Raw genomic sequence first — 20,282 nt, forward strand, 5'->3', positions numbered from 1 at the left:
AGGCGGGCGTGGCAATCAGTTGAGTTTGTCGGGCGGTGCCACCGGGAACGGCAACGGCATCACCGCGATTCCCTCGTCAAGCAGGTCTTTGGCCTGCTCCGCAGTCGCCTCGCCATGAATGACCGTGTCGGGAGTCTCACCGTAGTGAATCTTGCGCGATTCATCGGCGAAGTGCTTGCCGACCCAGCGTGACTGCTTGAGCGCCTCGGCCTGCAGCGCGGCCATTTGGGCCAGCACGGCCTGGGCTTCCGACGGGAGCTTTCCGCCCGCAACCGGCTGCGCAGCGGGCACAGAAAGCTGATTGCCCTTGCGGCCTACATTAGGAGCCATCACCGCCTTGGCGACATCGCTCGATCCGCAGTGCGGGCAGCTGACAAGGCCTTTTTCCTGCTGCTCGGCAAATGCGGCGGAGTTGGCAAACCAGCCTTCGAAGCGGTGGCCTGCGGCGGCGCATACCAGGTCGAAAACGATCATGCCGCAAAAGTCGGAATGGCTTGCTTGTTGGCAAGGCAGGGGACCTGCGCGCGCACCGCAGCGGTGCGTGCCGGATCAAGTTCGGCAAAGGCCAGGCCGGCCGCTTCGCCGCCCATGTCGAGCAGCACTTCGCCCCATGAATCGATCACCAGCGAGTGGCCGTAGGTTTCGCGCCCGTCAGCGTGTTTGCCAACCTGCGCTGCGGCAACGACATAGGCCGTCGCCTCGATCGCGCGGGCGCGCTGCATCACATGCCAGTGAGCCTGCCCAGTGGGCACGGTGAAAGCCGAGGGGATTGCGATCAGGTCCACCCCAGCGCGACCATAGTATTCGAACAATGCCGGGAAACGCAAGTCATAACAGATGGTAAGGCCCAGCTTTCCAAGCGGTGTCTGAACCACCACCGGGGCTTCGCCGGGGGCATAGGCTTTCGATTCGCGCCAGCTTTCGCCAGAAGCCAGATCGACATCGAACATGTGGATCTTGTCATAGCGCGCAGCGATCGCGCCGGCCCCGTCGATCACGAAGGCGCGGTTGGCCCAGCGGCCATCGTCGCGCAGCACTGCCATCGATCCGATTGCCGTCCACAGCCCGGCCTTGGCCGCGGCGGCGCGCACCGCCTCCAGCACCGGATTCTGGTCTTCGGGCACAATATGCGCCGCGCCGCGTTTGCGATTGGAGTCGAGCAGCGCCGACATTTCGGGGGTGAACAGCATGGTTGCCCCGCCCATTCCCGCAGCAAATATTGCCGAAACGATCGCCTCAGCATTGGCCGCAGGGTCGATCCCCGAAGTCATCTGCAAAAGGGCGATACGCTGCACGGCGTTCAGAGCCCCAGCAGCGGGTCGAGTTTGCCCGCCCGGTTGAGCGCCTGGAGATCGTCGCTGCCGCCCAGCGCCTGACCTGCAACCAGAACCTGTGGCACGGTGCTGGCACCGGGTATGCGTTGCAGCATCTCGGCCTTTTTCGGCCCGCCCAGGGTTATGTCGTATTCGTCATAGGATACGCCCTTGCCATCGAGCAGCGCCTTGACGCGCACGCAATAGGGGCAGCCCCACTTGGTGTAGATTTCAACTTTGGGCTTCGTCACTGCGGCCTGCTCCTCTTGAAACGCGGCTGGGCTAACATACATCGGGTGCGGTGTCATGGTCCGCAAGGGGATGACGCCAGGGCCGGGACGCCAGTTGGGTTCCGGATTTGCACGATTGCTCAAACAGAGGATTTTGCCATGAACCGTTTTGATTTTACCCCCTATCGCCGCACCATGGTCGGGTTCGACCGGCTGTTCGACCTGCTTGAAAACCAGAACCGGATGAGCGGCGGCGACAATTACCCCCCCTTCAACATCGAACGCCGCGGCGATGATGCCTATCGCATCACGCTGGCCGTCGCCGGGTTCAAGCCTGCCGAAATCGACATCACGGCGCAGCAGAACCTGCTGGTGATCCAGGGCAAGAAGAGCGAGGAAGCTTCGGCCGGGCAGTTCCTGCATGTCGGCATCGCAAGCCGCGGGTTCGAGCGGCGCTTCGAACTGGCCGACTATGTCCGGGTGGAAGATGCCAATCTGGAAGATGGCATGCTGACCATCGATCTGGTGCGCGAAGTGCCCGATGCGATGAAGCCCAAAAAGATCGCGGTCGGTACCCAGAAAGTGCTGAGCGTGGTCAAGGACGACAGCGCGGACAAGACAGAAGCCGCCTGAGCGGCCCATACAGTTCGGGGGTGAGGCAAGGCCTCACCCCCACGGCGCTTTCGCACCGTCCTGTTGCTGCACAATCGTCCGGGTCGCAGAAGACGATCGGCTGCTTCAAGCCCTATTGGCGACTCAAGAAATCCGCCCCTGTCCGCGCCGTATTCTGCACACTAGTGCACAGTGCAAGGCCTTTCACGGCAATTTTTACCGCAGCGTCAACCAAACCCGTAAAAATCGAGCGATTTCAATCAAACCAGCCGCGCCTGTTGCAAGGCAGCCGCGATGAAACCAGCGAACAGCGGGTGCGGATCAAACGGCCGGCTTTTCAGTTCGGGGTGGAACTGTACGCCAACAAACCACGGATGATCAGGACGTTCGACGATTTCAGGCAGCAGTCCATCGGGTGACATGCCAGAGAACACCAGCCCGCCTTTTTCGAGCACATCCTTGTATGCGCCGTTGACTTCATAGCGGTGGCGGTGACGCTCGCTGATTGACGTTGCCCCGCCATAGATCGCCGAGACATGGCTATTGGCGCCGAGTCTGGCTTCGTAAGCCCCTAGCCGCATGGTGCCACCCAGATCGGTATCGGCGCCGCGCTGTTGCAGCCCTTCGGGGCTCATCCATTCGGTGATGATGCCGACCACCGGTTCTTGCGTCGGGCCAAATTCGGTCGAACTGGCCTTGGTGATCCCGGCGTCACGCGCGCCTTCGATGCAGGCCATCTGCATACCCAGGCAAATCCCGAAGAACGGCACCTTGCGTTCACGGGCAAAACGGACCGAGGCGATCTTGCCTTCGGTGCCGCGCACCCCGAAGCCGCCGGGGACCAGAATTCCGTGCATCGATTCAAGCCGGCCGGCGATCTCATCGTCGCCCGCTTCGAACAGTTCGGCATCGATCCACTTTATGTTGACCTTGACCTTGTTGGCCATACCGCCGTGGACCAGCGCTTCGTTGAGGCTTTTGTAGGCATCGGGCAGGCCGACATATTTGCCGACCACGCCGATTGTCACTTCGCCTTCGGGGTGCTGAAAGCGATCGACGATGTCTTCCCAGACCGACAGGTCGGGCGCGGGGCTGCTCAGGGCGAAATGGTGCAGCACTTCGGCATCAAGCCCTTCGGCGTGATACTGCAGCGGCACCGAATAGATGCTTTTGGCATCGAGCGCCGGGATCACCGCCTCTTTGCGCACGTTGCAGAACAGCGCGATCTTGGCGCGCTCGGTTTCGGGCAGCGGATGTTCGCAGCGGCACAGCAGCAGGTCGGGCTGGACGCCCAGACTGGTCAGTTCGCGCACCGAATGCTGGGTCGGCTTGGTCTTGAGTTCGCCGGCCGCAGAAACATAAGGCACCAGCGTGACGTGGACCGAACAAAACCGTTCACGGCCCAGTTCGTTGCGCATCTGCCGGATCGCCTCGATAAACGGCAGACCCTCGATATCACCCACCGTGCCGCCGATTTCGCACAGCACAAAATCGAGGCCATCGACATCGGCCAGCGCGAATTCCTTGATCGCATCGGTGACGTGCGGGATGACCTGGACCGTCGCACCCAGATAATCGCCGCGGCGCTCCCGGGTAATGATATCGCGGTAGATCCGGCCCGAGGTGATGTTGTCTGCCTGGCGGGCCGAAACGCCGGTGAAGCGTTCGTAATGGCCCAGATCAAGATCGGTTTCGGCGCCATCATCGGTGACGTAAACCTCACCGTGCTGATAGGGGCTCATCGTGCCGGGATCGACGTTGAGATAGGGATCGAACTTGCGAATGCGGACCTTGAATCCGCGCGCCTGCAGCAACGCCGCAAGGCTGGCCGCCATCAAACCTTTGCCAAGCGAGGAGACCACGCCGCCGGTGATAAAAATGAACCGCGCCATGGGACTTGAGCCTTAAGCCTAGGCATGGATTCGGCGCAAGCGCGAACTGCGGCAATCCACAGCCGCATAAGTGCCTGGCCAGCGATTTGGGTGGCTGGGCTGCCTAGCCCTGCCTCAGGTTGGCAAGCCGACCGGCGCGCTGCTGCCAGCCGGGGCGCCGGTTGCGGGTGCGGCAGCCGGGGTCACCCCGATCGGCGCCGGGGCAATGCCGCCAGGCGCCTGAACCGGGGCCGGACTGGTACCAAGCGAACTGTCAAAGGTGCGGCCGCTGCTGCGCGTGGCCATGGCGGCAAGCACAATCGACAGCGATACAAACATGATGGCCAGGATCGTGGTCAGCCTGGTCATGAAATCGGCCGCGCCGCGTGCGCTCATCAGTCCGGCGGGGCTGCCGCCGGTGCCAAGCCCGCCGCCTTCAGACTTCTGCATCAGGATCACCGACACCAGAAGCGCGGCAACGATCGCCTGGATCGCGGTGAGGAAGTGCATGAGCGTCATGGGAAGTCCGTATCGATAGGGTGTGCGGCTGCGCATCTAGTCGCAGCGCGGGCATTGTGCAAGGGAGAGGCGGGTTCAGTCGTCCGAAGGCGGCGCTGCAGCCAGCACAATTGCCAGGAAGCTGTCGGCAGTCAGGCTCGCCCCGCCAACCAGCGCCCCGCCCACTTCGTCCGCACTCAGCAGTTCGGCCGCGTTGGCTGCGTTGACCGAGCCGCCGTAGAGGATCCGCACCCCGGCCCCCTCTTCGCCATAAAGCCCAACCAGCTTGGCCCGGACCGCGCGGTGCATGGCGCTGACATCCTCGACCGATGCGACGCGCCCGGTGCCGATCGCCCAGACCGGCTCGTAAGCCACGGTCAGACTGGCAACTGCGCCTTCGCCCCGCGGAAGCGAGCCTTCCATCTGCCCGGTCACCACCGCTTCGGCCTTGCCAGCATCGCGCTCAGCCTCGGTCTCGCCCACGCAGACGATCACGCCAAGCCCGGCGGCCAATGCGGTGTCGGCCTTGGCGCGGACCAGCTTGTCCTGTTCGCCATGCCCTGCACGGCGCTCGCTGTGGCCCAGGATGACGAAACCGGCACCAGCATCGGCCAGCATTGCAGCGGCAACATCACCGGTAAAAGCGCCGGACGCCTCGGAGTGGCAATCCTGCCCGCCCACCGCGATCGCTTCGGCAGCCTCGGCCAGCGCCGCCACCAGCGTGAACGGCGGGGCAATGGCGACATCGACGCCTGCATGCCGTGCAGCACCGCGATCGATCGCGCGGGCTTCGGACAATTGGGCGCGCAGCCCGTTCATTTTCCAGTTGCCTACGATGTAGGGGCGAATTGCCATGAAACATTTCCCTGAACGCATATCCGGCTTGATAGCCGTGAATCCCCTCGCGGTTAGGCGAGGCGGCAAGCGCTTGTCAAAGACCATCGGCTGCGGCTCACCGCAAGCGCGGCGCGATTGCCTGCCCCATTGCCTGCAAGTCCATTGATGCCTAAAGCGCGCGATGAATGGCGCGCCGACGGTCGGCGTGTCGGATAATCAGACAGCGGCACGGGTTCAATGCTCCAGTTTTTCCGAGGCTTCTTCAATTCCAAGGTCGGCGTGATCGCCACACTGATGCTGGTCGGCATGATCGCAGCCGCATTTGCGCTGGGCGATATCGCCTCGGGCGGCGGGTTCGGCGCTTTCGGCAAAGGCAACCGGGTTGCCACGGTCGGCAAGGAAAAGATTTCATCGAACGATCTGCAGCAGCAGACCGGCATCTGGCTGGAACGGCTGCGGGGCAACAACCCCGGCTTCACGATCAAGCAGTTCCTGGCTGAAGACGGTCTGGGCAAGTTGCTGTCGTTCCTGATCGATGCCCGCGCAACCCGCATCTGGGGCGAACAGCACGGGATTTATATCGGTAACCGCCTGATCGATCATGAAATCGGCAAGCAGAGCCGGATCCTGGGGCCTGACGGCAAGATCGATCCAGATCTCTACAACCAGTTCCTGCGCGAGCAGGGGATGACCGATACACAGTTCCGCGGCGAAGCGACCGAACTGCTGATGGCGCGCCAACTGCTGGGCCCGTCGACCATTGGCATTGCCGTACCGAAGAAGATCGCAACGCGCTATGCCGGGGTGCTGACCGAGACCCGCCTGGGCGCGATCGTCACGCTGCCGCTGGCGGCCTTTGCGCCCAAGGAAGCGCCGAGCAATGCCGAAGTGCAGGCCTATTACAACGCCCACAAAGGTCAGTACGCCCTGCCCCAGCGCCGCACGATCCGCTGGGCCAGCTATGACGCCAGCGTGATCCAGAACGTGCCAGCGCCGACCGACGCCGAAGTGGCCGCGCGTTACAACGCCACCAAGGCGCAATACGCCCCCACCGACAAGCGCAAGCTGACCCAGGTGATCCTGCCGACCGAGGCCGCCGCACGCGCCGTCCTGGCCGAAGCCGCTGGCGGCAAGAAGCTGGAACAAGTTGTCGCTGCCAAAGGTCTGGCCACTGCCGCATTGGGCAGCCTGACCAAGGAAGCTTACGCCGCGCAGGCCAATCAGGCTGCCGCCGATGCCGTCTTCACCGCCGAAGCGGGCAAGCTGGCCGGCCCGTTCAAGGTCACCATCGGCTGGGCGATCGTGCGGATCGACGGGCGCGAGACCACACCGGGCAAGACGCTCGAACAGGCCAAGCCCGATCTGGTCAAACAGATCACTGAAGAAAAGCGCCGCAACGCGATCATCGAATATTCGCAGCGGATCGACGAGGAATTCCAGGGCGGAAGCTCGCTGGGCGATATTGCCAAGGAACTGAACCTGACCGTGGTCGAAACCCCGCTGTTGCTCGCGGACGGCAGCGTGTTTGGCGAAGGCGGCCTCAAGGTTGCGCCGCAGCTGGCCAAAGTGGTGCCAACCGCTTTCCTGCTTGATGGTCCCGGCAATCCGCAATTGGCCGAAGTCGACCCCGGCAAGACCTTCGTGATCTTCGATGTCGGTCAGGACTTGCCCGCCGCGCCCCCGCCGCTCGATCAGATCCGCGCCCAGGTGAGCGAAGATGCGCGCATCGCCAAGGGCGAAGCGGCGGCCAAGGCGGCGGCCGAAAAGGTCAAGGCGCAGGTTGAAAAGGGCGTTCCGGTCGAAGTCGCGGTTGCATCGCTTGGCGTTGTGCTGCCCCCGGTCGACCGGGTCGACACGGATCGCCAGAAAGTTGAGGCGCAAGGTGCCAATTCGCCGATGCCGCTGCGGCTGATCTTTGCCATGCCCAAGGGCAAGGTGAAACTGCTGCGTGCGCCGCGCAATCGCGGCTGGTACGTCGTCACCGTAACCCAGGTAACCCCCGGCAAGGTGACCGAGAACGACGAACGGATGGGCGGTCTGGGCGAAAGCCTCAAGAAAGCCAAGACCGAGGAATATACCGAAGAACTGCGCGGTGCGTTCCGCAAGGAAGTGGGCTCCAGCCGCGACGATGCCAATGTCGCCAAGCTGCAGGGCCAGCTTTCCGGCGGCAACTGACCAGCGCGCGATGGGTTCGGGCCAGGCTGAAAATCGTGACCAGGCGGCAGCGGCGCTGGCCGCGGGCCAACCCGGGGTCATCTGGCGGCGGCTGATTGCCGACAGCGAGACCCCGGTGGGCGCTGCGGCCAAGCTGATGAAGGAGGGCCGCGGCGATTATCTGCTCGAATCGGTTCAGGGCGGCGAAGTGCGTGGGCGCTATTCGCTGCTCGGGCTTGATCCCGATCTGGTCTTCCGGGCCAGCGGTGATACCGCAGAAATCAACCGCAACTGGCGCGCCGATCGCACGGCCTTCATGCCGCTCCCCGGCGGTAGTCTGGCACAGCTGCGCGCGCTGGTCGAAAGCTGCCGGTTCGATGTGCCCGAAGCCCTGCCCCCGGCGCTGTCGTGCCTGGTCGGCTATTTCGGGTACGAGACCTATGGCCTGATTGAAAAGCTGCCCCGCCCTGCCCCCAATCCGCTGAACCTGCCGGACATGCTGTTCGTGCGGCCCGCGCTGATCCTGGTGTTCGACCGGCTGCGCGACGAACTGTTCGCGATCGCGCCGGTGTGGCCTTCAAACCTGGCCGCCGAACACGCGCTTGATGCGGCGCAGGAGCGGATCGACATGGCGTTGCGAAAACTGGCCCAGCCCGCCGCCGCCGCACCGCTTGATGCTACCCTGTCTGAGCCGGTGCTTACGCCCACCATGGCACCGGGCCGCTATGGCGAAATGGTGCTGCGGGCCAAGGAATACATTGCTGCCGGAGACATCTTTCAGGTGGTACTGGCGCAGCGCTTTACCTGCCCGTTCACCCTGCCCTCGCTGGCGCTTTACCGGGCGCTGCGCCGGGTCAACCCCTCGCCGTTCCTCTATTTCCTTGATCTGCCGGGCTTCGCGCTGACTGGTTCGAGCCCCGAAATCCTGGTCCGCGTGCGCGATGGCGAAGTGACGATCCGCCCAATCGCCGGAACGCGGCCTCGGGGCGCTACACCTGATGAAGACCGCGCAAACGAAGTCAGTTTGCTGGCCGATCCCAAGGAACGCGCCGAACACCTGATGCTGCTCGATCTGGGCCGCAACGACGTGGGGCGGGTGGCGCAGGCCGGCACCGTCAAAGTGACCGAGAGCTACACGGTCGAACGCTACAGCCACGTGATGCATATCGTCTCCAACGTGGTCGGCCAGCTTGATAGCGCAAAGCACGATGCGATCGACGCGGTCTTTGCGGGCTTCCCTGCGGGCACCGTCAGCGGCGCACCCAAGGTCCGCGCCGCCGAAATTATCGCCGAACTCGAGCCCGAAACGCGCGGTGCCTATGCCGGCGGGGTCGGCTACTTCGCGCCAGACGGCAATCTCGACAGCTGCATCGTGCTGCGCACCGGCGTGCTCAAGGACGGAATGCTGCATGTCCAGGCAGGTGCCGGGATTGTGGCGGACAGCCAACCCGAATACGAACAACGCGAATGCGAAGCCAAGGCCAGCGCGCTTATTGCCGCCGCGCGCGAAGCCGTTAGAGTGGCGAGCGAGGCCGGGTTCGGCCAATAGCCAAACCGGAAGGATCATCGCATGTCGAACAAGGTTGCACTGGTAACGGGCTGTTCAACCGGCGTTGGCCTTCATGCTGCAATCCGCCTTGGGCAATCGGGCTACACCGTGATTGCCACGATGCGCGATCCGGGCAAGCAGCAGGCCTTGCGCGATGAAGCAGTCAACGCGGGCGTCTCGCTCGAAGTCACCCCGCTCGATGTCTGTTCGCAGGCCTCGATTGATGCGGCCGTGGCCGGTGTGATGGCGCGGCACGGGCGGATCGATCTGCTGGTCAACAACGCCGGTGCAGGCTTCCTCGGCTCGGTCGAACAGACCAGCGATGACGATCTGCGCCGGACGATGGAAACCAACTTCTTCGGGGTCTGGAACCTGACCAAAGCGGTGCTGCCGCATATGCGCGCGGCCGGCAGTGGCCGGATCATTTCGGTTACCAGTGTCGGCGGCCTGCTGGGTCAGCCGTTCAACGAAGCCTATTGCGCCGCCAAATTCGCGGTTGAAGGGATGATGGAGGGCCTCGCCCCGCTGACCCGGCAGTTCGGCGTCGACATTTGCCTGGTTGAACCGGGACCGATCAACACCGAATTCGTCGCCTCGGTCCGCGCGACTTCGCAGGCGTCCCTTGCGGCAATGAGCGAACCCTATGGCACGCTGGCCCAGCGCTACATGGGCTCGACCGGCGATGTCTTTGCCACCTACGGCCAGACCGGTGCCGACATAGCGGACATCATTGCCGCGCTGGCTGCCGCAGACAGTCCTGATTTTCGTACGATCACCTCTGATTTCGCCAAACAGATGGTCGCCAGCAAGGTGGTCGATCCGACCGGAAACAGCGTGATCAAGATCTTTGCCGAGCGGCTGAAAGGGTAAATCTGATGCGCATTCTCCTGCTGTTTTTCCTGATGCTGTTCGCCACCCCGCTCCACGCCGCTGAAGACTGGTCCAAACGCGGCACCGAACAGGACATCACGCTCAAGCAATTCCGGTTCGGGACCGGCGCGGTGATGGATGTGCGGATGCATGTCACCACGCTGGGCACCCCGCACCGCGGCGCGAATGGCGAAATCGACAATGCGGTGATGATCCTGCACGGCACTGGCGGCTCTGGCTGGCAGTTCTTTCGCCCGCAATTTGCCGATGAGCTTTATGGCCCGGGCCAGGTGCTCGACATCAGCAAATGGTACGTGATCCTGCCCGACAATATCGGCCACGGCAAAAGCAGCAAACCCAGCGACGGGATGCGGATGGCCTTCCCGCGCTATGATTATGACGACATGGTCGACGCGCAACAGCGGATGCTGACCGAAGGCCTGGGCGTGACCAGCCTGCAGCTGATCCTCGGCACCTCGATGGGCTGCATGCACGGGTTTGTCTGGGGTGAACGCTATCCCGGGTTTGCCCGCCGCCTCGCCCCGTTCGCCTGCAATGCGGTGGAAATCGCCGGGCGCAACCGGATCTGGCGCAAGATGTCAATCGACGCGATCAAGGCCGATCCGCTCTGGAACGGCGGCAATTACACCCAGCAGCCCGAGAGCGGCCTGCGCACCGCGAATGACCTGGGCCTGATCGCCGGGGCCAATGCCTGGGGCCTGCAGGTCAATTATCCCACCCGCGAGAAAGCCGAGAACTATCTGGCCGAACGCGACCGGATGGATGCAAAGGACCCTACCGACGCCAACGATGAGATCTATCAGCTCGATTCATCGCGCAATTACAACCCGGCGGCCAAACTGGGCATGATCCGCGTGCCGGTGCTGTGGATCAACAGCTCTGACGATTTTATCAACCCGCCCGAGCTGGGCTTGGCCCAGAAGCAGGCCAGGCAGATGCCGCGCGCGCGGTTTATCCTGCTGCCCTACAGCCCTGAAACCAAGGGCCACGGCACCCACACCTGGGCGCGGTTCTGGAAAAAGGATCTGGCGAAATTGATGGGTACCAAGCCATGACAGACCGCCGCACCCTCTATCCGCCGATTGAACCCTACGCTTCGGGCATGCTCGATGTCGGTGATGGTCACAGCATCTATTGGGAGCGCTGCGGCACGCCGGGAGGCAAGCCGGCGGTGTTCCTCCACGGCGGGCCGGGCAGCGGGATCAGTCCCAAGCAGCGCCAGCAGTTCGATCCGGCGCTGTATGACGTGCTGCTGTTCGACCAGCGCGGCTGCGGGCGCTCCACCCCGTTCGCCAGCCTTGAGAATAACACCACCTGGCACCTCGTCGCCGATATTGAGCGATTGCGCGCAATGGTCGGTTGCGACAAGTGGCTGGTGTTCGGCGGCTCGTGGGGCTCTACCCTCAGCCTCGCCTATGCCCAGACCCACCCCGACCGTGCCAGCGAACTGGTGCTGCGCGGGATTTTCCTGGCCGGGCAAAACGAGGCTGACTGGCTCTACAAATACGGCGCCAGCGAACTCTATCCCGAAGCCTGGGCCGAATTTGCAGGGCACATCCCCGAGGCTGAGCGCCATGATCTGCCCACCGCTTACCAGAAGCGGCTGACCAGCGACGATCAATCGGTGCGGCTGGCGGCGGCCAAAATCTGGTCGATGTGGGAAGGCGTGACCGTCACCCTGCTGCCCGATCCCGAAATGATGGCCGATTTCACCGCCGACGATCACGCGGTGGCGGTGGCCAGAATCGAGAACCACTATTTCATGCACGATTGCTGGCTTGAGCCGGGCCAGCTGCTACGCGATGTCCGCAAGATCCGGCATATTCCCGGCGTCATCGTTCAGGGCCGCCACGATTGCTGCACACCCCCGGCAGCAGCCTGGGCGCTGAAGCAGGCCTGGCCCGAGGTCGCGCTGCAGATCATCCCCGATGGCGGGCATCTGTTCACCGAACCCGGCATCACCGACGGGCTGGTGCGGGCGAGCGACCGGTTTGCGGGGAAATCGGCCTAGGCATCGGCGCCATCACGCAACCTTATCTGGCAAATCCCGGCCAGCGCGACTATGTGCGCTGCCATGAGCGCCGCCGAAATCCTGGTCATCGACAATTACGACAGTTTCACGTGGAATCTGGTCCATTACCTGATGGAACTGGGCGCCAAGGTCGATGTGGTGCGCAACGATGCGATTTCGGCCGGACAGGCAGTATCGAGCGGGGCCAAGGGCTTCCTGATCTCGCCCGGCCCGTGCACCCCCAACGAGGCCGGGATCAGCCTCGATCTGGTCGCCGCCTGCGCCGAAGCCGGCAAGCCGCTTTTGGGCGTGTGCCTGGGTCACCAGTCGATCGGCCAGCATTTTGGCGGGCAAGTGGTGCGCGGCGGGCTGATGCACGGCAAGACCAGCGTAGTCACCCACGATGGCAGCGGTCTGTTCGCCGGGCTGCCATCGCCGTTCAAGGCGACCCGCTATCACTCGCTGATTGTCGATGATGTGCCCGATGGGCTGGTGATCAACTGCACCAGCGACGATGGCCACGTGATGGGCTTTCGCCACACCGCGCTGCCGATCCACGGTGTGCAGTTCCACCCCGAAAGCATCGCCACCGAACATGGCCACGCAATGCTGGCCAATTATCTGCGTATTTGCGGAATTGCGGTCAAGGAACTGGCGTGAGCCTGACGTTGCCCGAAGCCGAAGCCCTGTTCGCGCAGATGCTCGACGGCGCGATGGCCGATGCCGAAATCCGCGACGTCCTGATCGATCTCGCCGATCGCGGCGAAACAGCCGCCGAAGTGGCTGGCGCAGTTCTGGCGATGCGCGCCCGGATGAAGCGCGTTGCCGCACCCGGTGGCGCTATCGACGTGTGCGGCACCGGCGGCGATGGCCAGCACTCGCTCAACGTATCGACCGCCGTCGCGCTGGTTGTCGCGGCCTGCGAAGTGCCCGTGGCCAAACACGGCAACCGCGCGGCATCAAGCCTGGCGGGCGGCGCCGATACGCTCGAAGCGCTGGGCCTCAATCTTGCCCGGGCCAGCGAAATGGCCGAAGCGACCCTGCCCGATCTTGGCATCGCCTTCCTGTTTGCCCAGGCGCATCATCCGGCGCTGGCCCGCGTTGCGCCGATCCGCAAGGCCATCGGCCGGCGCACCATTTTCAATTTTTGCGGTCCGCTGGCCAATCCTGCCGGGGTCACGCGGCAGCTGGTCGGCGTTGCGCACCCGGTGCTGATCGCGCTTTACCGCGATGCGATGCAGCTGCTCGGCACCGAATGCGCGCTGATCGTTTCGGGCGCCGAAGGGCTTGATGAACTGTCGATCGCCGGGCCAAGTTACATGGCCGCGATCGGCCTGCCGAACTGCCCCGCCGAAATTATCCCAGGCGATGCCGGCCTGCTTCCGCACTGCCTTGAAGACTTGCGCGGCGGCGATGCGGCCTACAATGCAGCCGCGCTGCGCCGCCTGCTGCAGGGCGAAAAGGGTGCCTACCGTGATGCCGTCTTGCTCAATGCCGCCGCTGCATTGGTCGTAGCCGGCCACGTCAACGATTGGTACGAAGGCGCCGAAGAAGCGGCCGAAGCGATCGACAAGGGACTTGCCAAGGCGCTGCTGGACTGCTGGATCGAAACCGTGAAATGACCGACAAACTCGCCGAAATCTGTGCCACCAAGCGCGAAGAAGTGACCGCGCGCAAGGCCATGGCTTCGCTTGCCGATCTCGATTCGCGCGCCGCTGCGCAAAGCGCCCCGCGCGGGTTCGAAGCGGCTTTGCGGGCCAGCGCGGCCACCGGCTATGCGCTGATTGCCGAGGTCAAGAAGGCCAGCCCGTCCAAAGGCCTGATCCGCGCCGATTTCGATCCCGCCGCCCACGCCCGCGCTTATCAGGCAGGCGGCGCGACCTGTCTTTCAGTACTTACCGACGCGCCCTATTTCCAAGGCCATGAGGACTATCTGATCGCCGCCCGCGCCGCCTGCGATCTGCCGGTGCTGCGCAAGGACTTCATGGTCGATCCGTGGCAAGTCGCCGAGGCCCGGGCGATCGGCGCTGACGCGATCCTGATCATCGTCGCCGCGCTGGAAGACGCGCAAATGGCCGAGATCGAAGCTGTGGCACTGGAGCGCGGCATGGATGTGCTGGTTGAAGTTCACAACGAATCTGAGATAGCGCGCGCAAGTACATTGAAATCGCGCTTGATCGGAATCAACAACCGCGATCTCAAGCGCTTCGTCACCGATCTCGCGACCAGCGAACGTCTCGCCGCGCTCGCCCCTGAAGGCACGCTGCTGGTCAGCGAAAGCGGGTTGAGCAGCCATGCCGACCTGGTCCGGCTCGAAGCCAGCGGGATCCGCACATTCCTGGTCGGCGAAAGCCTGATGCGGCACAGCGATGTTGCTGGTGCTACGCGGGAACTGCTGGATGGCTGAACTCAGCCACCTTGATGAGCACGGCAAGGCGCGGATGGTCGATGTGGGCGGCAAGGCCGAGACAAGCCGCGTGGCCGTGGCCGAAGGGCTCATCCGGATGAACCCGGCGGCGCTCGCCGCGATCCGCGATGGCTCGGTGCCCAAAGGCGATGTGCTCGCTGCCGCCCGGATCGCCGGGATCATGGCCGCCAAGAAAACCGCCGATCTGATCCCGCTGTGCCATCCGCTGGCACTGACGTCGGTGACCGTCGATTTTGCAATCGAGGACCAGGTGGTGCGGGTCACCGCCAGCGCCGCACTTACCGGGCGCACCGGGGTAGAAATGGAAGCGATGACAGCCGCTTCGGTTGCGCTCCTGACAATTTACGACATGGCCAAGGCGGTCGACAAGGGCATGGTGATCGAAGGCCTGCGCCTGATCGAAAAGCGCGGGGGCAAATCGGGCGATTGGAAGGCAGCGAGCTGATGGCGCTTTTGTCCCTCGACGAAGCCCAGGCCCGCCTGCTCGCACTTGCCAGGCCGCTCCCGATCGAACGGGTGGCCATCGCCGATGCGCTGGGGCGCTATCTGGCCGAGCCGCTGCGGGCGCGGCGCACCCAGCCCCCGGCCGATCTTTCAGCCATGGATGGTTATGCCATGCGCGCGGCGGACCTGCCCGGCCCATGGCGGGTGATCGGCGAAAGCGCTTGCGGCCATCCTTTCGCGGGAACCTGCAACGCCGGCGAAGCGGTGCGGATCGCCACCGGAGCATTGTTGCCGGCCGGCGCGGACATGGTCCTGATGCAGGAAGATGCGGCGCGCGAGGGCGCAACGCTCTCGCTCACCGGCACCCCGCCCGATCCGCTGGGCAAGCATATCCGCTGCAAGGGCATGGACTTTGCCGAAGGCGCGCAGTTGCTTGGCCACGGAACCCGGCTTGGTCCGGCGCAGATGGCGCTGGTGCTGGGCGCAGGGCACAGCCATGTTGCCGTGCGGCGAGCGCCGCGGGTGGTAATCATCGACAGCGGTGACGAGCTTTCCAGCGATCCGGGTAACTGCGCCGTGCACCAGATCCCGGCCAGCAACGGCGTCATGCTGGAGGCGCTGGTGCGCCAGGCCCTGCCCTGCTCGGTGCTGCGCATTGGCCCGGTAGCCGACCGGATGGAGGCGCTGGCCGCAGTCCTGTCACAATGCGAACATGCCGATGTGGTGGTAACCAGCGGCGGGGCCTCGGTTGGCGATCATGACCTGATTCGCCCTGCCCTGGCAGCATGGGGCGCCGAAATCGACTTCTGGAAAGTCGCGGTCAAACCCGGCAAACCGATCATCGTGGCGACGCGCGGCGAGCAGATTGTGGTCGGACTGCCGGGCAATCCAGTGTCGAGCCACGTCACCGCCTTCCTGTTTGTGCTGCCCCTGCTGCGGGCACTGTCAGGCGCAGTTGCTCCGTTGCCGCGTTCGGTCGAAGCGATTGCCGGTGAAGATCTGCCCCCGGGCGGACCGCGGCGCGAATTTGTGCGGGCCGTGTGGGATGGCCGCCAGGTCACCGCACGGCGCAATCAGGACAGCGGCGCGCTGGGAACGCTGGCGGCCAGCACCGTATTGATTGACCGCCCGGCCGAGGCCCCGGCTGCGCCTGCTGGAACGCCAGTGCCGATCTATCTGCTCGAAAATGGCGGTATTGCTTGACGGCGGCGAATTTGTTGCTTACTTGTTCCGCATTCGTTCACTGAACGGCGCAGGAACATTCCGCTCCTCGCCCGTTCCACCAGGAGTGAGGCGCGCATGCTGACCCGCAAGCAGCACGAACTGATCCGCTATATCCAGGCCAAGCTGGAAGAGACCGGCGTTTCCCCCTCGTTTGAGGAAATGAAGGAAGCGCTCGACCTGAAAAGCAAATCGGGCGTCCACCGCCTGATCTCTGCGCTGGAAGAACGCGGCTTCATCCGCCGCCTGCCCAACCGCGCCCGCGCGCTCGAAGTGCTCAAACAGCCTGAGGACGTATCAAGCAAGGCGCCGTTGCGCGCTACCGGTACGGTAGTCGAACTGAAGCGGCCCGAACCGGCACGTGCCGCGCCCGCCAACGACGTGATCGAAATTCCGCTCCACGGCCGGATTGCCGCGGGCGTTCCGATCGAAGCGATGGAAACCGCGTCGATGCTGCCGGTTCCCGCTGCATTGCTGGGTGCAGGTGAGCATTACGCGCTCGAAGTATCGGGCGATTCGATGATCGAAGCCGGCATTCTCGATGGCGACTACGCCCTGATCCGCCGCACCGATTCGGCGCGCGACGGGGAAATCGTCGTCGCGCTGGTCCGGGGCGAGGAAGCGACGCTGAAATATCTGCGCCGCGAGAACGGCCGGGTGCGGCTCGATCCCGCCAACGCCGCTTACGAACCGCAGATCTACGATCCGCGCGAAGTGGTGGTCCAGGGCAAGCTTGCCGGGCTTTTGCGCCGCTATCACTGAGGCAGCATGGCGGCCGATGCATCGTCAGCCCCGGTGCTGCCGCTGGGCTCGGCCTGCGGCCTGCGCGGCCGCGGTTGCGGCGGGTTCCACCAGCCGTGCCGTCCCTCCTCATCGGCAACGCTGCGTATTTTAAGCCGGGCAAGATCGATTGACAGTCCGCCGCTCTGGTCGAGCATGCGCCGGTCGGCCTTGAGCCAGCGCGGCTGGCACGAGTGGGGAAGGTAGCGCGCGGCGACCACGATATCAGCGCGCTCGCAGGCTGCTGCCAGCGCCCGTTCCTGAGCGAATGCAGTGCCGCGGGCCAGCAGCAGCTGCCAATCGCGCCCGCCCCGGCGCAGTATGATCGCGCAGAAATCATCGCTGCAGCGCGCGCCCGGCCAGTCATCCAGCAGCCGCGTCTCGCCCTTCATCCCCGCTTGCTCGAGCAGGTTGTCGCGGGTGTAGTCGCTGCGGGTCTGGCGCAGCACCAGCAGCTCACCCGCGCTCTCGCCGGTTATGCCGATATGACGCCCGTCGCCCGAAATCAGCAGGTCCGGCGGGGCCACCCGCGATAGCAGCAGCACGCCGAGCAAAGCCGGGGCCAGCCCCCACAGTCGCACCCGCCCGCGCCACAGCGCCAACCACAGACCGCCCGCGGCGAACAAGGCAAATGCCCCTTTGCCCATCGCCGGCATCATCGTCACCGCGCCCGGCATCCCTGCCGTCCAATGTGCCAGGGCGAGCAACAGTTCGAGCGACTTGCCCGCGAGCCACCAGAACGGCGCACCCGCACCCACCGCATCGAACAGCAGCGCCAGCGCGATCAGCGGCATCGAGGCCAGCGTGGTAAGCGGGATCGCCACGACATTGGCCAGCGCGCCATAGACCCCGGCGCGGTGAAAGTGGAACAGACCGATCGGCATGAGGGCCAGCTCGATCACCACCCCGGTCAGCAGCAGCCCGGCCACCTGCCGCAGCCAGCGCTGCCAGATCGGTTCCTCACGCGGGGCGAAGAAGGCGCGCATCGCCCTTGTGCCGTGCAAGGCGACAATCGCGATCACCGCGGCAAAGCTCATCTGAAAGCTGGGTCCGACCAACGCTTCTGGCCAGACCAGCAGCACCACCGCTGCCGCCACCGCAACCAGCCGCATCGACAGAGGTTCGCGGCCCAGCACCAGGGCAAGCATGACCAGCACCGCGCCAATGCACGAACGGATCGTCGGCACCTGCGCGCCGGTCAGCAGGGTATAGCCGATCCCGGTCCCGGCCCCGATCCCGGCCGCCACGATCGGCAGGCGCATGCGCAGCGCCAGCCACGGGAGCAAGCCCAGCAGCCTGAGCGCAATTACATAAGCCGCCGCGATCACCGCGCTGACATGCAGCCCGCTGATCGAAAGCAGGTGCGTCAGCCCGGAATCGCGCATCGCATCCTCGTCAGCCGGGGCAATTGCGCCGCGATCGCCGCTGGCAAAGGCCGACGCCAGCGCGCCCGGCGATCCGCCGACATTCTTGCGCACATGCTGTGATAACGCGCGCTGGGCGCGCCTGATCGGACTGTCGTTCTTGCCGCTTTCGAGCACTTTGATCGGCCCCAGCACGGAACCGGTCGCCGCCAGTCCCGAAAACCACGCGCTGCGGGCAAAGTCATAGCCGCCCGGCAGCATCGGCGGGGCCGGCGGAACCAGCCGCGCGCGCAGCCGCACCAAAGCCCCTTCGGCAAGCTCGGCGCGGTCGGCAGCGCTGTCTAGCCCGACCCGCACGGCAATCGCCCGGCCGCTTTCCGGCTCGCGCGTTGCAACCACAAGCCGGACCTTTTGCTCGGCCGGCCGCTCCTCGCGCGCGAGGATTCGGGCATCGAGCTGGACAACCATCGGCCGCGCAATCGGCCGCGTTCCGAACAGCGCGGACTTGATCCAGACCAACACGCATCCGGCGACCAGCGCCAGCGCCATCACCACGACCGCCCGGCGCAGCAGAGGGAATCGGCCATCGGCAGACAGGATGGCGACGGCTGCAAGCGCAAGGCCAAGCCCCAGAGCAATGGCCGAAAGCCATTGCCACGTGCTGTCTCCGGCAAACCATGCGGCGATCCCCGCAGCCAGTCCGACAACGGCCCAAGGCCCCTGGTCGAAGGCGGCTGTGCCAAGGAAGCGCTCAGCCCGCGCGGCCATCCGCACATGGGCGCTGGACAAGTCCTGCGGCATGCGCCAATGCTTTTGCTGCAGTGCAGCGCCAACAGGCGAAGCGTTGCCGAGTGGCACCAGAGGCGGTTCGTCGCTGGCCATGGGGGAGCAACAGACAGGATGCCACAGCGCTTGGCAAGCGCCGCACCAGGCCCGTCCCGCTCCGACCCGGGCCAACATGTCGCGCCAAGGGTATTGTCAGGCCAAGCGCAAGCCCCTAGCCGGGCTCTAACCGGCTGGAGGCGCGACTGTGCTAGGGCCTTCAGCTAACCCGGCAGCACACACGGCGGACAGGCCTAGGAGTGGACGAAAGTGGTCAAAGAAGCAAAACTGAGCGCTGACGGAGGCGATTTCAGCTATCCTGTGGTTTCCGGCAGCGTCGGACCCGACGTGATCGATATCCGCAAGCTTTACGCGCAGACGGGGATGTTCACCTTCGATCCCGGTTTTACCAGCACCGCCAGTTGCGAAAGCGCGCTGACCTATATCGATGGCGATGAAGGCGTATTGCTGCACCGCGGTTATCCGATCGGCCAGCTCGCCGAAAATTCCAGTTTCATGGAAGTCAGCTACCTGCTGCTCAACGGCGAACTGCCGAGCAAGGCCGAGCTGGCGCGGTTCGAAACCACCATCACCCGCCACACCATGCTGCACGAACAACTCGCCACGTTCTATCGCGGTTTCCGCCGCGATGCCCACCCGATGGCGATCATGTGCGGCGTGGTTGGCGCGCTTTCGGCGTTCTATCACGATTCGACCGATATCTCTGACCCCGAGCACCGCAAGATCAGCTCGCACCGGCTGATCGCCAAGATGCCGACGATCGCCGCGATGGCCTACAAGTATTCCGTCGGCCAGCCGTTCGTCTATCCAGACAACAGCCTGTCCTACACCGGCAATTTCCTGCGCATGACGTTTGGTGTTCCGGCTGAACCCTACGAAGTGAACCCGATCGTCGAAAAGGCGCTCGACCAGATCTTCATCGTCCATGCCGATCACGAGCAGAACGCTTCGACCAGCACCGTCCGGCTGGCTGGATCCTCGGGCGCAAATCCGTTTGCCTGCATCGCCGCCGGGATCGCCTGCCTGTGGGGCCCGGCGCACGGCGGGGCCAACGAAGCCGCGCTCAACATGCTGCGCGAAATCGGGAGCACCAAGCGCATCCCCGAATATATCGCCCGCGCCAAGGACAAGGACGACCCGTTCCGGCTGATGGGCTTCGGCCATCGGGTCTACAAGAACTTCGACCCACGGGCGAAGGTGATGCGCCTGACCTGCGACGAGGTGCTTGGCGAATTG

Annotated in this window: 20 protein-coding genes; 13 read left to right on the plus strand and 7 right to left on the minus strand. The window is 64.5% G+C overall.

The window, feature by feature from the left end:
- Positions 1-15 precede the first annotated feature (15 nt).
- The 3 genes from RMN99_RS08655 to grxC are packed head-to-tail and all read right to left on the minus strand — an operon-like array spanning position 16 to position 1,564.
- Complete coding sequence (locus tag RMN99_RS08655; RefSeq protein ID WP_309622903.1) at positions 16-474, minus strand: DUF1178 family protein; 459 nt, start codon at positions 472-474, stop codon at positions 16-18.
- Complete coding sequence (locus RMN99_RS08660) at positions 471-1,295, minus strand: carbon-nitrogen hydrolase family protein (protein ID WP_309622904.1); 825 nt, start codon at positions 1,293-1,295, stop codon at positions 471-473. Before RMN99_RS08660 ends, RMN99_RS08655 begins: the two co-directional genes overlap by 4 nt.
- 5 nt (positions 1,296-1,300) lie before the next feature.
- On the minus strand, positions 1,301-1,564 hold the full coding sequence (grxC, locus tag RMN99_RS08665; RefSeq protein ID WP_409035245.1) for a glutaredoxin 3: 264 nt from the start codon (positions 1,562-1,564) through the stop codon (positions 1,301-1,303).
- A 138-nt stretch (positions 1,565-1,702) separates the two neighbouring features.
- Between grxC and RMN99_RS08670 the strand changes: the two genes are divergently transcribed.
- Positions 1,703-2,176, plus strand: a complete 474-nt coding sequence (locus tag RMN99_RS08670) for an Hsp20 family protein (RefSeq protein ID WP_309622906.1) — start codon at positions 1,703-1,705, stop codon at positions 2,174-2,176.
- Between the two features lie 239 nt (positions 2,177-2,415).
- Here the strand turns inward: RMN99_RS08670 and RMN99_RS08675 are convergent, their stop codons facing one another.
- From RMN99_RS08675 to tpiA, 3 genes are all read right to left on the minus strand, one after another.
- Positions 2,416-4,047, minus strand: a complete 1,632-nt coding sequence (locus RMN99_RS08675) for a CTP synthase (protein WP_309622907.1) — start codon at positions 4,045-4,047, stop codon at positions 2,416-2,418.
- Positions 4,048-4,161: 114 nt separating this feature from the next.
- Positions 4,162-4,545 carry a preprotein translocase subunit SecG gene (secG, locus tag RMN99_RS08680; RefSeq protein ID WP_309622908.1) on the minus strand — a complete coding sequence of 128 codons (384 nt, stop codon included), beginning with the start codon at positions 4,543-4,545 and terminating at the stop codon, positions 4,162-4,164.
- Positions 4,546-4,620: 75 nt separating this feature from the next.
- Positions 4,621-5,379, minus strand: a complete 759-nt coding sequence (gene tpiA, locus RMN99_RS08685) for a triose-phosphate isomerase (RefSeq protein ID WP_309622909.1) — start codon at positions 5,377-5,379, stop codon at positions 4,621-4,623.
- A gap of 219 nt (positions 5,380-5,598) precedes the next feature.
- Here tpiA and RMN99_RS08690 point away from each other — a divergent pair, with 219 nt between their 5' ends.
- From RMN99_RS08690 to lexA, 11 genes are all read left to right on the plus strand, one after another.
- Positions 5,599-7,536, plus strand: a complete 1,938-nt coding sequence (locus tag RMN99_RS08690; RefSeq protein WP_309622910.1) for a peptidyl-prolyl cis-trans isomerase — start codon at positions 5,599-5,601, stop codon at positions 7,534-7,536.
- A 10-nt stretch (positions 7,537-7,546) separates the two neighbouring features.
- Positions 7,547-9,064, plus strand: a complete 1,518-nt coding sequence (trpE, locus tag RMN99_RS08695; RefSeq protein ID WP_309622926.1) for an anthranilate synthase component I — start codon at positions 7,547-7,549, stop codon at positions 9,062-9,064.
- Positions 9,065-9,085: 21 nt separating this feature from the next.
- On the plus strand, positions 9,086-9,934 hold the full coding sequence (locus RMN99_RS08700) for an SDR family oxidoreductase (RefSeq protein ID WP_309622911.1): 849 nt from the start codon (positions 9,086-9,088) through the stop codon (positions 9,932-9,934).
- Between the two features lie 5 nt (positions 9,935-9,939).
- The gene (locus RMN99_RS08705; protein ID WP_309622912.1) at positions 9,940-11,010 is read left to right on the plus strand and encodes an alpha/beta fold hydrolase; all 1,071 of its coding nucleotides are present in this window, start codon (positions 9,940-9,942) and stop codon (positions 11,008-11,010) included.
- A complete protein-coding gene (pip, locus tag RMN99_RS08710) occupies positions 11,007-11,966 on the plus strand; it encodes a prolyl aminopeptidase (RefSeq protein ID WP_309622913.1) in 960 nt (319 codons plus the stop codon). Before RMN99_RS08705 ends, pip begins: the two co-directional genes overlap by 4 nt.
- A gap of 63 nt (positions 11,967-12,029) precedes the next feature.
- Positions 12,030-12,626 carry an aminodeoxychorismate/anthranilate synthase component II gene (locus RMN99_RS08715; RefSeq protein WP_309622914.1) on the plus strand — a complete coding sequence of 199 codons (597 nt, stop codon included), beginning with the start codon at positions 12,030-12,032 and terminating at the stop codon, positions 12,624-12,626.
- 2 nt (positions 12,627-12,628) lie between these two features.
- Positions 12,629-13,588, plus strand: coding sequence for an anthranilate phosphoribosyltransferase (gene trpD, locus RMN99_RS08720; RefSeq protein ID WP_405029532.1), 960 nt, complete (start codon positions 12,629-12,631; stop codon positions 13,586-13,588).
- Complete coding sequence (gene trpC, locus RMN99_RS08725; protein ID WP_309622916.1) at positions 13,585-14,373, plus strand: indole-3-glycerol phosphate synthase TrpC; 789 nt, start codon at positions 13,585-13,587, stop codon at positions 14,371-14,373. Before trpD ends, trpC begins: the two co-directional genes overlap by 4 nt.
- The gene (moaC, locus tag RMN99_RS08730) at positions 14,366-14,839 is read left to right on the plus strand and encodes a cyclic pyranopterin monophosphate synthase MoaC (RefSeq protein WP_309622917.1); all 474 of its coding nucleotides are present in this window, start codon (positions 14,366-14,368) and stop codon (positions 14,837-14,839) included. The genes trpC and moaC overlap by 8 nt, the downstream gene beginning before the upstream one ends.
- Positions 14,839-16,041: a molybdopterin molybdotransferase MoeA gene (locus tag RMN99_RS08735; protein ID WP_309622918.1), complete on the plus strand. Its 1,203-nt coding sequence runs from the start codon at positions 14,839-14,841 to the stop codon at positions 16,039-16,041. Before moaC ends, RMN99_RS08735 begins: the two co-directional genes overlap by 1 nt.
- Positions 16,042-16,137: 96 nt before the next feature.
- On the plus strand, positions 16,138-16,821 hold the full coding sequence (lexA, locus tag RMN99_RS08740; protein ID WP_309622919.1) for a transcriptional repressor LexA: 684 nt from the start codon (positions 16,138-16,140) through the stop codon (positions 16,819-16,821).
- Here lexA and RMN99_RS08745 read toward each other — a convergent pair.
- On the minus strand, positions 16,815-19,085 hold the full coding sequence (locus RMN99_RS08745) for a ComEC/Rec2 family competence protein (protein ID WP_309622920.1): 2,271 nt from the start codon (positions 19,083-19,085) through the stop codon (positions 16,815-16,817). The two genes, lexA and RMN99_RS08745, sit on opposite strands and share 7 nt — an antisense overlap.
- A gap of 210 nt (positions 19,086-19,295) precedes the next feature.
- Here RMN99_RS08745 and gltA point away from each other — a divergent pair.
- A partial coding sequence (gene gltA, locus RMN99_RS08750) for a citrate synthase (protein ID WP_309622921.1) occupies positions 19,296-20,282 on the plus strand: 987 nt, incomplete at its 3' end.

It is taken from the genome of Novosphingobium sp. (assembly GCF_031417815.1).
GTDB lineage: Bacteria > Pseudomonadota > Alphaproteobacteria > Sphingomonadales > Sphingomonadaceae > Novosphingobium.

Coding starts and splice junctions, on each gene's coding strand:
- RMN99_RS08655 (WP_309622903.1), bottom strand. CDS start 474: ATGATCGTTTTCGACCTGGTATGCGCCGCCGCAGGCCACCGCTTCGAA.
- RMN99_RS08670 (WP_309622906.1), top strand. CDS start 1,703: ATGAACCGTTTTGATTTTACCCCCTATCGCCGCACCATGGTCGGGTTC.
- RMN99_RS08675 (WP_309622907.1), bottom strand. CDS start 4,047: ATGGCGCGGTTCATTTTTATCACCGGCGGCGTGGTCTCCTCGCTTGGC.
- secG (WP_309622908.1), bottom strand. CDS start 4,545: ATGACGCTCATGCACTTCCTCACCGCGATCCAGGCGATCGTTGCCGCG.
- tpiA (WP_309622909.1), bottom strand. CDS start 5,379: ATGGCAATTCGCCCCTACATCGTAGGCAACTGGAAAATGAACGGGCTG.
- RMN99_RS08690 (WP_309622910.1), top strand. CDS start 5,599: ATGCTCCAGTTTTTCCGAGGCTTCTTCAATTCCAAGGTCGGCGTGATC.
- trpE (WP_309622926.1), top strand. CDS start 7,547: ATGGGTTCGGGCCAGGCTGAAAATCGTGACCAGGCGGCAGCGGCGCTG.
- RMN99_RS08700 (WP_309622911.1), top strand. CDS start 9,086: ATGTCGAACAAGGTTGCACTGGTAACGGGCTGTTCAACCGGCGTTGGC.
- RMN99_RS08705 (WP_309622912.1), top strand. CDS start 9,940: ATGCGCATTCTCCTGCTGTTTTTCCTGATGCTGTTCGCCACCCCGCTC.
- pip (WP_309622913.1), top strand. CDS start 11,007: ATGACAGACCGCCGCACCCTCTATCCGCCGATTGAACCCTACGCTTCG.
- RMN99_RS08715 (WP_309622914.1), top strand. CDS start 12,030: ATGAGCGCCGCCGAAATCCTGGTCATCGACAATTACGACAGTTTCACG.
- trpC (WP_309622916.1), top strand. CDS start 13,585: ATGACCGACAAACTCGCCGAAATCTGTGCCACCAAGCGCGAAGAAGTG.
- moaC (WP_309622917.1), top strand. CDS start 14,366: ATGGCTGAACTCAGCCACCTTGATGAGCACGGCAAGGCGCGGATGGTC.
- RMN99_RS08735 (WP_309622918.1), top strand. CDS start 14,839: ATGGCGCTTTTGTCCCTCGACGAAGCCCAGGCCCGCCTGCTCGCACTT.
- lexA (WP_309622919.1), top strand. CDS start 16,138: ATGCTGACCCGCAAGCAGCACGAACTGATCCGCTATATCCAGGCCAAG.
- RMN99_RS08745 (WP_309622920.1), bottom strand. CDS start 19,085: ATGGCCAGCGACGAACCGCCTCTGGTGCCACTCGGCAACGCTTCGCCT.